General features: G+C 62.9%; 21 protein-coding genes. All 21 read right to left on the bottom strand.

Translation table 11 applies throughout. The features are described from left to right. Positions 1 to 219: 219 nt before the first annotated feature. The gene (locus HHL26_RS12485; RefSeq protein WP_066562045.1) at positions 220 to 1,260 is read right to left on the bottom strand and encodes an acyltransferase; all 1,041 of its coding nucleotides are present in this window, start codon (positions 1,258 to 1,260) and stop codon (positions 220 to 222) included. A 139-nt stretch (positions 1,261 to 1,399) separates the two neighbouring features. Next, positions 1,400 to 1,939, bottom strand: a complete 540-nt coding sequence (locus HHL26_RS12480; protein ID WP_066560503.1) for an ATPase — start codon at positions 1,937 to 1,939, stop codon at positions 1,400 to 1,402. Between the two features lie 33 nt (positions 1,940 to 1,972). Further along, positions 1,973 to 2,629 carry an adenylate kinase gene (locus HHL26_RS12475; RefSeq protein ID WP_066560505.1) on the bottom strand — a complete coding sequence of 219 codons (657 nt, stop codon included), beginning with the start codon at positions 2,627 to 2,629 and terminating at the stop codon, positions 1,973 to 1,975. Between the two features lie 48 nt (positions 2,630 to 2,677). Then, a complete protein-coding gene (gene secY / locus HHL26_RS12470) occupies positions 2,678 to 4,042 on the bottom strand; it encodes a preprotein translocase subunit SecY (protein ID WP_066560516.1) in 1,365 nt (454 codons plus the stop codon). Positions 4,043 to 4,234: 192 nt separating this feature from the next. Next, positions 4,235 to 4,771, bottom strand: a complete 537-nt coding sequence (gene rplO / locus HHL26_RS12465; RefSeq protein ID WP_066560518.1) for a 50S ribosomal protein L15 — start codon at positions 4,769 to 4,771, stop codon at positions 4,235 to 4,237. 150 nt (positions 4,772 to 4,921) lie between these two features. Beyond that, positions 4,922 to 5,101, bottom strand: a complete 180-nt coding sequence (rpmD, locus tag HHL26_RS12460) for a 50S ribosomal protein L30 (protein WP_066560520.1) — start codon at positions 5,099 to 5,101, stop codon at positions 4,922 to 4,924. A 6-nt stretch (positions 5,102 to 5,107) separates the two neighbouring features. Then, positions 5,108 to 5,818, bottom strand: a complete 711-nt coding sequence (gene rpsE, locus HHL26_RS12455) for a 30S ribosomal protein S5 (RefSeq protein ID WP_082748715.1) — start codon at positions 5,816 to 5,818, stop codon at positions 5,108 to 5,110. Positions 5,819 to 5,820: 2 nt separating this feature from the next. Next, positions 5,821 to 6,186 (bottom strand): 50S ribosomal protein L18, encoded by a 366-nt coding sequence (gene rplR, locus HHL26_RS12450; RefSeq protein WP_066560522.1) that lies wholly within the window; start codon positions 6,184 to 6,186, stop codon positions 5,821 to 5,823. A gap of 1 nt (position 6,187) precedes the next feature. Beyond that, on the bottom strand, positions 6,188 to 6,721 hold the full coding sequence (rplF, locus tag HHL26_RS12445; protein ID WP_066560523.1) for a 50S ribosomal protein L6: 534 nt from the start codon (positions 6,719 to 6,721) through the stop codon (positions 6,188 to 6,190). Then, complete coding sequence (gene rpsH / locus HHL26_RS12440) at positions 6,721 to 7,116, bottom strand: 30S ribosomal protein S8 (RefSeq protein WP_021239751.1); 396 nt, start codon at positions 7,114 to 7,116, stop codon at positions 6,721 to 6,723. The genes rplF and rpsH overlap by 1 nt, the downstream gene beginning before the upstream one ends. Positions 7,117 to 7,128: 12 nt before the next feature. After that, positions 7,129 to 7,434, bottom strand: a complete 306-nt coding sequence (rpsN, locus tag HHL26_RS12435; RefSeq protein ID WP_066560526.1) for a 30S ribosomal protein S14 — start codon at positions 7,432 to 7,434, stop codon at positions 7,129 to 7,131. A gap of 51 nt (positions 7,435 to 7,485) precedes the next feature. Next, on the bottom strand, positions 7,486 to 8,058 hold the full coding sequence (rplE, locus tag HHL26_RS12430; protein WP_066560528.1) for a 50S ribosomal protein L5: 573 nt from the start codon (positions 8,056 to 8,058) through the stop codon (positions 7,486 to 7,488). After that, positions 8,058 to 8,369, bottom strand: coding sequence for a 50S ribosomal protein L24 (rplX, locus tag HHL26_RS12425; protein ID WP_025547274.1), 312 nt, complete (start codon positions 8,367 to 8,369; stop codon positions 8,058 to 8,060). The genes rplE and rplX overlap by 1 nt, the downstream gene beginning before the upstream one ends. Then, positions 8,369 to 8,737 (bottom strand): 50S ribosomal protein L14, encoded by a 369-nt coding sequence (gene rplN / locus HHL26_RS12420; RefSeq protein ID WP_007686569.1) that lies wholly within the window; start codon positions 8,735 to 8,737, stop codon positions 8,369 to 8,371. The genes rplX and rplN overlap by 1 nt, the downstream gene beginning before the upstream one ends. A 166-nt stretch (positions 8,738 to 8,903) precedes the next feature. Further along, complete coding sequence (gene rpsQ, locus HHL26_RS12415; RefSeq protein ID WP_006960320.1) at positions 8,904 to 9,167, bottom strand: 30S ribosomal protein S17; 264 nt, start codon at positions 9,165 to 9,167, stop codon at positions 8,904 to 8,906. A gap of 12 nt (positions 9,168 to 9,179) precedes the next feature. Beyond that, a complete protein-coding gene (gene rpmC, locus HHL26_RS12410) occupies positions 9,180 to 9,383 on the bottom strand; it encodes a 50S ribosomal protein L29 (RefSeq protein WP_007707894.1) in 204 nt (67 codons plus the stop codon). A gap of 4 nt (positions 9,384 to 9,387) precedes the next feature. Then, complete coding sequence (gene rplP / locus HHL26_RS12405; RefSeq protein ID WP_066560530.1) at positions 9,388 to 9,819, bottom strand: 50S ribosomal protein L16; 432 nt, start codon at positions 9,817 to 9,819, stop codon at positions 9,388 to 9,390. Between the two features lie 21 nt (positions 9,820 to 9,840). After that, on the bottom strand, positions 9,841 to 10,536 hold the full coding sequence (gene rpsC / locus HHL26_RS12400) for a 30S ribosomal protein S3 (protein WP_066560532.1): 696 nt from the start codon (positions 10,534 to 10,536) through the stop codon (positions 9,841 to 9,843). 4 nt (positions 10,537 to 10,540) lie between these two features. After that, on the bottom strand, positions 10,541 to 10,927 hold the full coding sequence (gene rplV, locus HHL26_RS12395) for a 50S ribosomal protein L22 (RefSeq protein WP_004208717.1): 387 nt from the start codon (positions 10,925 to 10,927) through the stop codon (positions 10,541 to 10,543). Further along, on the bottom strand, positions 10,927 to 11,205 hold the full coding sequence (rpsS, locus tag HHL26_RS12390; protein ID WP_046761676.1) for a 30S ribosomal protein S19: 279 nt from the start codon (positions 11,203 to 11,205) through the stop codon (positions 10,927 to 10,929). Before rpsS ends, rplV begins: the two co-directional genes overlap by 1 nt. 5 nt (positions 11,206 to 11,210) lie before the next feature. Next, a complete protein-coding gene (gene rplB / locus HHL26_RS12385; RefSeq protein WP_066560540.1) occupies positions 11,211 to 12,047 on the bottom strand; it encodes a 50S ribosomal protein L2 in 837 nt (278 codons plus the stop codon). Positions 12,048 to 12,049 lie beyond the last annotated feature (2 nt).

Below are 12,049 nucleotides of genomic sequence, written 5' to 3'. Positions count from 1 at the left end.
AACCCGGTCCCTGATCGACCGGCATCGATGCGCGATCCGTCCCCTTCCACCCGTTCCGGGGTGGCCACCCCGGAACGGGCATCTCATCCTGACCCAAACGGACAACAATGTCATAAGACAAGCATCGTGCGCAAAAGTGGGAACCGGCTTTGCGCAAAAAACGATGCGACAACAAAAGCTTAGAGCGCGCGACCTGCATCCGATTTAACGCAGCGCGCTCTAGACTTGGCTCGGCGCCGCCTCGCTCGACACCGCCTTCTCCCGACGCCGCCGCCACCAGTCCAGGATCGCCTCCCCAGCCGGCCGCTCGACCAGACGGTTGATCAGCGTGCCCAAACCCAGCGCCACCGCAAAGGCCGTCGCAAAACCCGCCCAGGGGCTGTACCCCGCCTCGGCCATTTTCAGCATCACGACAAAGCCGACATGCTGGTGAATGAGGTAGAAGGAATAGCTGATCCCACCCATCCAGACGAGCGGCCGGAGGCTAAAAAAACGCAGCCGCCCCGCGATCAGCGCCGCAAAGACGCCCAGCAGGACAACGCCCGCCAGGGTGATGTCCGGGCTGTCGACCGTCGCGATCGAGAGCAGAGCCAGCGCGGCATAGGGCGCCTGTTGCCGCCAGCTTCGCTGCCCCGCCCAAACGCGATAGGACAACATGCCGATGATGAAAAAGGGCACATAGCGCAACACCAGCAGCATCACGATCCGCTCGGGCATGCCCGGCCACAGCGCATAGAGCCAACGCAGCGCGAGCCAGGCCAGCAGCACCAGCTCCAGCCGCTTGACGCCCGCCCATTTCCAGATCGCCACCATGCAGAAATAGAAGGCTATCTCGACCGTTAGCGTCCAATAGGCGCCATCGACCTCGGGCAAGAAGGCAAAACCCTGCAACATGGTGATATTGGCCAGGATCGCGCCCGGCCCGATCAGCAGTTGCGACACCCGCGCCAGATATTCGATCCCCAGCGTCAGCAGCATCGCGACCAGATAGGCGGGATAGAGCCGGGCAAAGCGGTTGATCACGAAATCGGCGGCGGTCCGGATTCGGTCGAGCGTGAAGAAGATCGCAAAGCCGGAAATGGTGAAGAACAGCAGCACCCGGTAATTGCCGCCCAGGAAGCTGAAGGGCACATGGGCCGCCTGCGGAAACAGTTCATGGAAGCGGGTGGAATAATGAAAAACCAGCACGCACAGGGCGCCCAGACCGCGCAACGCGTCCAGTTCCGTCAAGCGGCCAGTGGAAAGGCGCGACCCCGTCATGTCCTCGCCATAGCAACGGAACAGCAATCTTTCCGTTAATATCGTGGTTAACCGCATGGCCCGGCTGTATTTTCGGAAAGCGTGACGAATTCGGACGTAAGCGCCCCTTGGCGTTCGACAGGGCCAGGCCGGCCCCGAGCTAAGGCTGTCCCGCTTCCGCCGCGCGTTTCAGCCCCTGCAATTGCTCGGTCAGAACCCTGTCGACGAGCGGAGCGATCTTGGACGCGCCCATGCGCATATAACCGCCGACGACATAGCTCATTCCGACCCGCACGCCTTTCTCCGTCGGCGCGATGTCGAAAGTGAGCGTCCCGGTTACCGCCTCCGCCTGCAACGGCCCCAGCGCCCCGGAAAGGCGCAATTGCTTGTCCGGCGCCGCATAGATCACCCGGCCATGCTCGACGCTTCCGGCCTTCCCATCCTTGCCCGGCACCTTTTCGCAGAAGCAGCCGCCCGCAACGGGGTCCAGGCTCAGATTGGCGGGATCGCCGCTATAGCTGTGCTGTCCGTTCCACCAGCGGGCCGGTTGCCCCAACAATCGATAGACAGTCGCCGCATCGGCGGAGACATCGACACTATTCTCCGCCACGAAACCGACATCGCTGCTGCCCGTAACAGCGCAATGGGCCGGCGCGACCATCGCCGCACCAGCCCATGCCAAAATCATGATCTTGCGCATCGCCTTCCCTCCCTTGCAGGAGGGTAAATTAGCTCAGGCGCCCTTGCCGTCCAAGATGGCCGCGATCGCAACCGTCACATCGTCCATGTCGGCCATGCCGTCGACCCGCGACACGATGCCGCGCGCTTCGTAGATGGGCAGGATCGGCGCGGTCTTGGCGCGATATTCGGCCATGCGGGTCCGCACGGTTTCCTCATTGTCGTCCGGGCGGCGCTTGAACTCATGGCCACCGCATTTGTCGCAGCTACCCTCGACCTTCGGCGTCTTGAACGTGTCGTGATAGCCCTCGCCGCAGGTCGCGCAGGTGAAGCGCCCGGTGATACGCTCAACCAGCGCGTCCTCGTTCACGTCCAGCTCGATCACATGGTCGAGCGTCCGATTGCGGTCCGCCAATATGCCGTCGAGCGAATAGGCCTGCGCCTCCGTCCGCGGATAGCCGTCGAAGATCACGCCGGTTTCCGGCGACAGCGCATCGAGGGCTTCACCGATGATGCCCGACACGATCTCATCCGACACCAGTTCGCCGGCTTCCATCACGGCCTTGGCCTTAAGGCCGATGGGCGTCCCGGCCTTCACCGCCGCGCGCAGCATGTCGCCCGTCGATAGCTGCACCATGCCCCGGCTGTCCACCAGACGCGTCGCCTGCGTTCCCTTGCCGGCGCCCGGAGGGCCGAGCAGAATGATATTCATGTCGCGCATTCTCCCCTGTTCTTCGCGCTTTTCACGTGCTGCGCCCCTTCAGCGCATACGCCCCTTCAGCTTCGCCTTCTTGATCAGATCCCCATATTGATGGGCAAGCAGATGGCTCTGAATCTGCGTAACCGTGTCGACCGTAACATTGACGACGATCAACAGGCTAGTCCCACCAAGGTAGAAGGGAATTCCCGCCCGGGCGATGACGAATTCCGGCACCAGGCAGATGAAAGCCAGATAGGCCGCGCCGATCACCGTGATCCGGGTCAGCACATAGTCCAGATAATTTTCGGTGTTCTTGCCCGGACGGATGCCGGGAATGAAGCCGCCATTGCGCTTGAGATTATCGGCCGTCTCTTCCGGATTGAACACCACGGCGGTGTAGAAGAAGCAGAAGAAGACGATGCCGAGGCCATAGAGGCCCATATAAACCGGGCTGCCGTGCGACAGATACTGGTTCAGCGTCAGCACGAAATCGCCCAGCTTGCTTTCGCCCGCCACCGTCCGGCCCGCAAATTGCGAGACGGTGAGCGGCATCAGCAGCAGCGAACTGGCAAAAATCGGCGGGATCACGCCGGCGGTGTTGACCTTGAGCGGCAGATGGCTGCGGTCCGCCTGCATCAGCCCCTGGCGCGTCTGGCGCTTGGGATATTGGATCAGCACCCGGCGCTGCGCCCGCTCCATGAAGCAGATGAACGCAATCAGACCAAAGCCCAGCACGATCACCAGGAAGATCAGCAGGCCGGAAATCGCGCCCGTGCTGCTCGACTTGAACAGGTTGCTGAGCGTCACCGGCAACTGGGCGACGATGCCCGCCATGATGATGAGGCTGACGCCGTTACCAATGCCGCGCGAGGTGATCTGCTCACCCAGCCACATCAGGAACATGGTGCCGCCGATCAGCGAGATCACCGCCGCGACCCGGAACAGGATGCCCGGATCGACCACCGCCTGTACGCCCGACTGCGCGCCGAAGCTCTCAAGGCCGACGGCAATGAAATAGCCCTGCACCGCTGTCAGGCCGACCGTCCCGTAGCGGGTGTACTGATTGAGCTTCTTGCGCCCGCTTTCGCCTTCCTTCTTGATCGCCGCGAGCTGCGGCGAGAGGGAGGCGGCGAGCTGCACCACGATCGAGGCCGTGATGTACGGCATCACGCCGAGCGCGATCAGGCTCATGCGCGAGAGCGAACCGCCCGAGAAGGTGTTGAAGATGTCGAGGATGCCGCCATTGGTCTGCTTGTAGAGCTGCGACAAGGCGGTCGGATCGACGCCCGGCAGCGGCACGAAGCTCAGGAAGCGGAAGACGATCAGCGCGCCCAGCGTGAACCACAGGCGCTTCTTGAGGTCGGTCGCCTGGCTGAACTTCGCCAGGCTGAGATTGGATGCGAGCTGGTCGGCTCTCGATGCCATCGTGGCTGCCCTTCAAAACATCTTGCCGGGATTTGGATGCCCGGAGCGGAATCGCTAACCCCTTAGCGGGGTGATGGGGCGCTGTCGAACCGGGAATCGCCGCCGATGCGACAAAAACTTGCCCCGAAACACATGACCCCGCCTACCCATATCGGGCAGCGGGGTCACGCTTGCAAGCCTTGGCAGGCCGGATCAGGCCTTCGCTGCGGCCTTCTTGGCGGCGAGGGTAGTGCCCTTCTTCGCCTTAGCCTTCTCAGCCGCCGGAACGACCTCGATCACGTCGACCTTGCCGCCGGTCTTCTCGACCGCTTCAACCGCGCCCTTCGACGCGCCGGCGACCAGGAAGCTGACCTTGGCGGTCAGATCACCCTTGGCGAGCAGGCGCACGCCGTCCTTGCCACCGCGGGCAAGGGCAGCGGCCTTCAGCGCCGCATGGTCGATGGTGGCGTTGGCGTCGAGCTTGCCGGCGTCGATCGCCTTCTGCACCGCGCCCAGGTTCACGATCGCGTAATCCTTGGCGAAGATGTTGTTGAAGCCGCGCTTCGGCAGACGCATGTGGAGCGGCATCTGGCCACCCTCGAAGCCGTTGATGGCGACGCCTGAACGTGCCTTGGCACCCTTCTGGCCGCGACCGGCGGTCTTGCCCTTGCCCGAGCCGATACCACGGCCGACGCGCATCCGGCCCTTGCGGGCACCGGCATTGTCGTTGAGTTCGTTAAGCTTCGTCATCTGTGCACTCGCTTTCGCTATGTTCGCGCAAGTCCCGCCACATGATTTTTCGCGGCGGGACAACAAAGAGGGCGCGCCATTAGCGCCCTTTCCCAAAAAACGAAAGAGAGGTTTCCCCCTCTCCCGCCTTATCTCGATGAACCGAAGGGTTTAGCCTTCGACCACTGCCACCATATGGGGCAGCTTCTTGATGGCGCCGCGGACTTCCGCAGTGTCTTCCAGCTCTACCACGCGGTGCATCTTGCCAAGGCCCAGACCGATCAGAATCTTCTTCTGGTCGGCGGGACGGCGGATCGGTGAACCGATCTGCTTGATCTTGATCTTCGCCATGTCGTCTTACTCCGCAATCGCTTCGGCATCAGCCTGCGCGACTTCGGCCGAGGCGCCGCCGCGACGGAGAAGGTCAGCGACCTTCTTGCCGCGACGCTGCGCCACCGACTTCGGGCTGGTCTGTTCGCCCAGCGCCGCGAAGGTCGCACGGATCATGTTATAGGGGTTGGACGTGCCGTTCGACTTGGTCACGACGTCAGCGACGCCGAGGCTCTCGAACACGGCGCGCATCGGACCGCCTGCGATGATGCCGGTACCGGCAGGCGCCGAACGGACCGTCACCTTGCCCGCACCGAAATGGCCGAGGCCATCATGATGCAGCGTGCGGCCTTCCTTCAGCGGAACGCGAACCATCGCCTTCTTGGCCGAAGCGGTCGCCTTGCTGATGGCTTCGGGCACTTCGCGCGCCTTGCCATGGCCGAAGCCCGCGCGGCCCTTGCCGTCACCGACCACGACCAGAGCGGCGAAACCGAAGCGCTTACCGCCCTTGACGGTCTTCGAGACGCGGTTGATGTGAACCAGCTTCTCGATCAGCTCTTCGCCCTGCTCCTCGTCGCGGTTGCCGCGACGGTCATCACGACGGCCACGGCCGCCGCGCTCGCCACGGTTGCGATCGCCGCCGCGACCACGGCCACGGCCGGGACCGCGACCTTCGGTCGGTGCAGCCTCGACGCCCTCGGTGGGGGCGCCGGCTTCAATGGTGTTTTCGTCAGCCATGATCAGAACTCCAGCCCGGCTTCACGGGCCGCATCGGCCAGCGCCTTGACGCGGCCATGGAAGAGGAAGCCTCCACGGTCGAACACGACCTTGGTGACGCCGGCAGCGGTTGCCGCAGCGGCAACGCGCTTGCCGACTTCGGCTGCGGCTTCGGAAGAGGCGCCGGTCTTGCCCAGAGCCTTGGCCCCGATATCCTTGTCCAGGGTCGACGCGGCGGCCAGGGTCTTGCCCTGCGCATCGTCAATGACCTGGGCGTAGATGTGACGGCCCGAACGGTGGACGCTGAGGCGGGGCTTGTGGCCAGAAACCGCCTTGAGCGCTGTGCGAACGCGGCGACGACGCCGCGCGAAGAGGGAAAGCTTTGCCATCTTACTTCTTCTTCCCTTCCTTGCGGAAGATGAACTCGCCGGCGTATTTGATGCCCTTGCCCTTATAGGGTTCGGGCTTGCGCCAGCGACGGATCTCGGCGGCGACCTGACCGACCTTCTGCTTGTCGATGCCGCTGATCTCGACCGTGGTGTTATCCGGGGTCTTGATCTCGATCCCTTCCGGAATCTCGAAATCGACGTCGTGGCTGTAGCCGAGCTGCAACTTCAGGGTCTTGCCCTGCGAATTGGCGCGGTAGCCGACACCGGTGATCAGCAGCTTCTTGGAGAAGCCCTCGGTCACGCCAGTGACAAGGTTCTGGATCAGCGTGCGCTGCATGCCCCAGAAGGCGCGCGCCGCTTTGGTGTCGTTGGCCGGCTTCACCAAAATGCTGCCGTCCTCGATCGTGTAGCTGATCTCGTCGCGCAACTGCAACGCCAGGGTGCCCTTGGGCCCCTTGACCGACAACTGCCCGCCTTCGATCGACGCAGTCACGCCCGAAGGCACGGCGATCGGCTTCTTACCCGTGCGGCTCATCAGAACACCTCCGCCAGCACTTCGCCGCCGACATTCTGCTCGCGCGCTTCGGCGTCGGACAGAACGCCACGGGGCGTCGAGACAATGGTGATGCCCAGGCCATTGCGCACCACCGGCAGTTCCTTCGAACCCGAATAGACGCGGCGGCCAGGCTTGGACACGCGGGCGACATGCTTGATCGCCGGCTGGCCCTCGAAATATTTCAGCTCGATGCGCAGGCCGGGGTGCTTGCCGAGGGCTTCCTCGGAATAGCCACGGATGTAACCTTCGCGCTGGAGCACGTCGAGCACGCGGGCGCGCAGCTTCGAAGCGGGGGACACAACGCTGTCCTTCTTCGCCTGCTGCCCGTTGCGGATGCGGGTGAGCATATCACCCAGGGGATCGGTCAATGCCATCTCAAATGATCCTTACCAGCTCGACTTGGTGACGCCGGGGATCAGGCCCTTGTTGGCCAGATCACGCAGCTGCACGCGGCAGAGACGGAATTTGCGGTAGTAGGCCCGGGGACGGCCCGTCAGCTCGCAGCGGTTACGCACGCGGGTCGGGTTGCCGTTGCGGGGGATCTCCGCCATCTTCAGACGCGCGATCAGACGATCGCCGTCATCAGCGGTCGTATCATTCGCGATCGCCTTGAGCTTCGCATAGCGGCCGGCATATTTCTTCACCAGCTTCTTGCGGCGCTCGTTCTTGTTGATCGAACTCAGTTTCGCCATGACTTAAGTTCTCTTCCTTAGCTTAAGCGTTGGGAGAGAAGCGGGGCCAGATTAGGCCGCCTGCTTCTCTTCGAGCGGGAAGGGGAAGCCGAAGAGGCGCAGCAGTTCGCGCGCTTCCTCGTCCGTCTTCGCCGTGGTGGTCACGATGATGTCCATGCCGCGCACCTTGTCGATGCGGTCATAGTTGATCTCCGGGAAGATCAACTGCTCCTTGATGCCGAAGGCATAGTTGCCACGGCCATCGAAGCTCTTCGGATTGAGACCACGGAAGTCGCGCACGCGGGGCAGAGCGATGTTGATCAGACGATCAAGAAACTCGTACATGCGCTCGCGGCGCAGCGTGACCTTGGCGCCGATGGGCATGCCTTCACGCAGCTTGAACTGCGCGATCGACTTGCGAGCCTTGGTGATGACCGGCTTCTGGCCAGCGATCAGTTCCATTTCCTCGGCGGCCTGCGTGACCTTTTTCTTGTCCTGGGTCGCTTCGCCCACGCCCATGTTGAGCGTGATCTTCTCGATCTTCGGAACCTGCATGACGTTCTTGTAACCGAACTTCTCGGTCATCGCCTTGGCGATTTCGGCGTCATACTGCGCCTTCGAGCGCGGCGTATATTTGTCGCTCATTACAGCACCTCACCGGACTTGACGGCGACGCGGACCTTCTTGCCGTCGCGATCCTCGAAACGGACGCGGGTCGGCTTGCCATCCTTGTCAGCGACAGCGACGTTCGAAATGTGAAGCGGCGCCGGCTTACGCTCGATGCCGCCCTGCGGGTTCGCCTGGTCGGGCTTGCGGTGACGCGCATGCACATTGATGCCTTCGACGAGAACCTTGTCCTCCTTCGGCAGCACCTGCAGGACGGCGCCGGTGCGGCCCTTGTCCTTGCCGGCCAGGATGACGACCTTGTCGCCCTTCTTGATCTTCGCAGCGCTCATTACAGCACCTCGGGGGCAAGCGAGATGATCTTCATGTGCTTCTTGGCGCGCAGTTCGCGAACGACCGGGCCAAAGATACGGGTGCCGATCGGCTCCTCGTTCTTGTTGATGAGCACAGCGGCATTGCCGTCGAAGCGAATCACGCTGCCATCAGCGCGACGCACGTCCTTGGCGGTGCGCACGATGACGGCGCGATGCACGTCACCCTTCTTCACCTTGCCACGAGGCGCAGCTTCCTTGATCGAGACGACGATGATGTCGCCCACGCTCGCGAAGCGCCGCTTCGAGCCGCCCAGCACCTTGATGCACTGGACGCGCTTGGCGCCGCTGTTGTCAGCGACGTCAAGATTGGATTGCATCTGGATCATGGATCCGGTTCCTTCTTATTTGGCCTACCGGAATGATTCCCGGCGGTTCCGAATTTCGTGCCTGGACCCTTGAGTCTCTACGCGAAGCGCGGGCCTGTACCCTTTCCTTGAGGAAAAGGCCAGCCCCGCGTTGCGCATATGACTCAAAGAGTCAGTGAGCCTTCCCTCAGGCTGCCGTTTCCGGCGACTTGTGGGTGTCCACGCGCTCGATGACCTTCCAGGTCTTGAGCTTGGAAATCGGAGCGGTCTCTTCGATGCGGACCGTTTCGCCTTCCTTGTAGACATTGCCCTCATCATGGGCATGGTACTTCTTCGAACGGCGGATGATCTTGCCGTAGAGCGCATGCTTCACCTTGCGCTCCACGCGAACCACCACCGTCTTGTCGGTCTTGTCGGAAACCACCGTTCCCGTCAGCACGCGCTTGGGCATCGTGTGTTTCCTTTACTTCGCGGCCGAGCGGTTACGCTCGGTCTGCAGGGTCTTGATCTGCGCAATCGACCGGCGGACTTCCTTGACCCGGCTGGGCTTTTCCAGCTGGTTGGTGGCCGCCTGGAAACGCAGGTTGAACTGCTCGCGCTTCAGGTTGTTGAGTTCGGTCGACAGCTCGTCGTCCGTCTTGGTCTTCAGGTCTGCGACATTCGCCATGTGCTTAACCCTCCAGATGCGAGGTGTCGCCGAGGCGGGCAACGACCTTGGTCTTGATGGGCAGCTTCATCGCGGCGCGCGAGAAGGCCTCTGCTGCGAGCGGGCCGGGAACGCCGTCCAGTTCGAACAGGATGCGGCCCGGCTTGACGCGGGCGGCCCAATATTCGACCGAACCCTTGCCCTTGCCCTGACGGACTTCGGCGGGTTTCTTCGACACGGGAACGTCGGGAAACACGCGGATCCACAAACGGCCCTGCCGGCGGATGTGGCGGGTGATCGCACGACGAGCCGCTTCGATCTGACGCGCGGTGATCCGTTCAGGCTCCAGAGCCTTGAGACCATAGGAGCCAAAGTTCAGAGCGGCGCCACCCTTGGCATCGCCCTTGATCCGGCCCTTGAAGGTCTTGCGGAACTTCATTTTCTTCGGTTGCAGCATGACGCTATACCTACCTTATTCTCAGCGCGCCGGGCGCACGCCGGAGGTCTGAGCCTCCAGCATCAGCCGGTCGGTGGCCATCGGATCATGACCCAGGATCTCACCCTTGAAGATCCAGACCTTGATGCCGCAAACGCCATAAGCGGTGTGGGCTTCGGCTTCGGCATAGTCGACGTTCGCACGCAGCGTGTGCAGCGGAACGCGGCCTTCGCGATACCATTCGACGCGGGCGATCTCCGCGCCGCCCAGACGGCCGCCGCAGGTGATCTTGATGCCTTCGGCGCCCAGACGCAGAGCCGACTGCACCGCGCGCTTCATCGCGCGGCGGAACGCCACGCGGCGCTCCAACTGATCGGCAATGCCCTGCGCCACCAGCTTCGAATCGACTTCCGGCTTGCGAATTTCGACGATGTTCAGCGACACGTCCGAAGACGTGAGCGCGCCCAGCTTCTTGCGCAGCTTCTCAATGTCCGCGCCCTTCTTGCCGATGATGACACCGGGACGGGCAGCGTAGATCGACACGCGGCACAGCTTGGCGGGACGCTCGATCACCACCTTCGAAATCGCGGCCTGCGGCAGCGACTTCATGATGAACTTGCGGATCTTGAGATCTTCCAGCAGCAGACGGCCATAGTCGGCGCCTTCGGCATACCAACGGCTGTCCCAGGTACGGTTGATCTGAAGACGCAGACCGATCGGATTGCTCTTGTGACCCATGTGCTTACGCCTCCGCTTCTTCGCCAGCTTCACGCACGACAATGCGCACGCGGCTGAAGGGCTTGAGGATCCGGGTCGACTTGCCGCGGCCGCGGGCGTGGAAGCGCTTCAGGGTGAAGCTCTTGCCCACCGATGCTTCCGCGACGACCAGCGCGTCGACGTCCAGATTGTGATTATTTTCCGCATTGGCGATGGCCGAAGCCAGCACCTTGCGCACGTCGACCGCCATCGCCTTCTTGGAGAAGGCGAGGATGTTCAGCGCGTCCTCGACCTTGCGGCCGCGGATGAGCGTGGCGACCAGGTTCAGCTTCTGGGCCGAACCACGGATCTGCGTGCCAACGGCCAGCGCCTCATTGTCGGCGACGCGACGGGGAGCCTTTTCCTTGCTCATTAGCGCTTGCCCTTCTTGTCGGCGGCGTGGCCGGGGAAGTAGCGGGTCGGGGCGAATTCGCCCAGCTTGTGACCCACCATTTCCTCGTTCACCGAGACCGGCACATGCTTGCGGCCATTATAGACGTTGAACGTCAGGCCAACGAACTGCGGCAGGATGGTGGAACGGCGCGACCAAGTCTTGATCGGACCCGAACGGCCACCGGCGTCCTGCGCGGTTTCCGCCTTCTTCAGAAGGCTGAGGTCCACGAACGGACCTTTCCAGACGGAACGAGCCATCTCGCTTACCTCTTCTTCTTCGCGTGGCGGCTACGGATGATGAACTTGTCCGTCGCCTTGTTGTGGCGGGTGCGCGCACCCTTGGTCGGCTTGCCCCAGGGCGTGACCGGATGACGGCCGCCCGAGGTCCGGCCTTCACCACCGCCATGCGGGTGATCGACCGGGTTCTTCGCCACACCGCGCGTCAGCGGACGCTTGCCGAGCCAGCGGTTACGACCGGCCTTGGCGAGATTGGTGTTGGCATTGTCCGGGTTCGACACGGCACCGACGGTGCCCATGCAGTCCGAACGGATATAGCGCTGCTCGCCCGAGGACAGGCGGACCATCACCATGCCACGATCGCGACCGACCAACTGGGCATAGGTGCCCGCCGAACGGCAGAGCTGACCGCCCTTGCCGGGCTTCATCTCGATATTGTGGATGATGGTGCCGACCGGCATCTGGCCGAGTTCCATCGCATTGCCCGGCTTCACGTCGGTCTTCTTGCCCGCGATGACCTTGTCACCGGGGGCCAGACGCTGCGGCGCCAGGATATAGGCCTGGGTGCCGTCGGGATAGTTGACCAGCGCGATGAAGGCGGTGCGGTTGGGGTCATATTCCAGACGCTCGACCGTGCCCTCAACGTCCCACAAGCGACGCTTGAAGTCGATGATGCGGTAGCGCTGCTTGTGACCGCCGGCGATGCCGCGCGAGGTCACATGGCCCTTGTTGTTGCGGCCGCCGGTCTTGCGCTTGCCTTCGGTCAGCGCCTTGACGGGCTTGCCTTTGTGCAGGCCGCTGCGGTCGACGAGGATCAGGCCGCGCTGGGCCGGGCTCGTCGGGTTATATGTCTTCAGCGCCATGG

Origin of the sequence: Sphingobium sp. TB-6 (assembly GCF_012927365.1) — a bacterium.
Taxonomy (GTDB): domain Bacteria; phylum Pseudomonadota; class Alphaproteobacteria; order Sphingomonadales; family Sphingomonadaceae; genus Sphingobium.
Note: the sequence above shows the minus strand (reverse complement) of the source record. Positions and strands in the feature narration are given on the sequence as shown.

Excerpts from the sequence above, each read along its gene's own strand:
- rpsH (WP_021239751.1), bottom strand. The coding sequence starts at position 7,116 with ATGGCATTGACCGATCCCCTGGGTGATATGCTCACCCGCATCCGCAAC.
- rplB (WP_066560540.1), bottom strand. The coding sequence starts at position 12,047 with ATGGCGCTGAAGACATATAACCCGACGAGCCCGGCCCAGCGCGGCCTG.
- rpmD (WP_066560520.1), bottom strand. The coding sequence starts at position 5,101 with ATGGCGAAGATCAAGATCAAGCAGATCGGTTCACCGATCCGCCGTCCC.
- rplE (WP_066560528.1), bottom strand. The coding sequence starts at position 8,058 with ATGAGCGACAAATATACGCCGCGCTCGAAGGCGCAGTATGACGCCGAA.
- HHL26_RS12485 (WP_066562045.1), bottom strand. The coding sequence starts at position 1,260 with ATGACGGGGTCGCGCCTTTCCACTGGCCGCTTGACGGAACTGGACGCG.
- rpsS (WP_046761676.1), bottom strand. The coding sequence starts at position 11,205 with ATGGCTCGTTCCGTCTGGAAAGGTCCGTTCGTGGACCTCAGCCTTCTG.
- rplF (WP_066560523.1), bottom strand. The coding sequence starts at position 6,721 with ATGAGCCGCACGGGTAAGAAGCCGATCGCCGTGCCTTCGGGCGTGACT.
- rpsC (WP_066560532.1), bottom strand. The coding sequence starts at position 10,536 with ATGGGTCACAAGAGCAATCCGATCGGTCTGCGTCTTCAGATCAACCGT.
- rplR (WP_066560522.1), bottom strand. The coding sequence starts at position 6,186 with ATGGCAAAGCTTTCCCTCTTCGCGCGGCGTCGTCGCCGCGTTCGCACA.
- secY (WP_066560516.1), bottom strand. The coding sequence starts at position 4,042 with ATGGCATCGAGAGCCGACCAGCTCGCATCCAATCTCAGCCTGGCGAAG.
- rpsE (WP_082748715.1), bottom strand. The coding sequence starts at position 5,818 with ATGGCTGACGAAAACACCATTGAAGCCGGCGCCCCCACCGAGGGCGTC.
- HHL26_RS12480 (WP_066560503.1), bottom strand. The coding sequence starts at position 1,939 with ATGCGCAAGATCATGATTTTGGCATGGGCTGGTGCGGCGATGGTCGCG.
- rpmC (WP_007707894.1), bottom strand. The coding sequence starts at position 9,383 with ATGGCGAATGTCGCAGACCTGAAGACCAAGACGGACGACGAGCTGTCG.
- rpsQ (WP_006960320.1), bottom strand. The coding sequence starts at position 9,167 with ATGCCCAAGCGCGTGCTGACGGGAACGGTGGTTTCCGACAAGACCGAC.
- rpsN (WP_066560526.1), bottom strand. The coding sequence starts at position 7,434 with ATGGCGAAACTGAGTTCGATCAACAAGAACGAGCGCCGCAAGAAGCTG.
- rplP (WP_066560530.1), bottom strand. The coding sequence starts at position 9,819 with ATGCTGCAACCGAAGAAAATGAAGTTCCGCAAGACCTTCAAGGGCCGG.
- rplN (WP_007686569.1), bottom strand. The coding sequence starts at position 8,737 with ATGATCCAGATGCAATCCAATCTTGACGTCGCTGACAACAGCGGCGCC.
- HHL26_RS12475 (WP_066560505.1), bottom strand. The coding sequence starts at position 2,629 with ATGAATATCATTCTGCTCGGCCCTCCGGGCGCCGGCAAGGGAACGCAG.
- rplO (WP_066560518.1), bottom strand. The coding sequence starts at position 4,771 with ATGACGAAGCTTAACGAACTCAACGACAATGCCGGTGCCCGCAAGGGC.
- rplV (WP_004208717.1), bottom strand. The coding sequence starts at position 10,927 with ATGAGCAAGGAAAAGGCTCCCCGTCGCGTCGCCGACAATGAGGCGCTG.
- rplX (WP_025547274.1), bottom strand. The coding sequence starts at position 8,369 with ATGAGCGCTGCGAAGATCAAGAAGGGCGACAAGGTCGTCATCCTGGCC.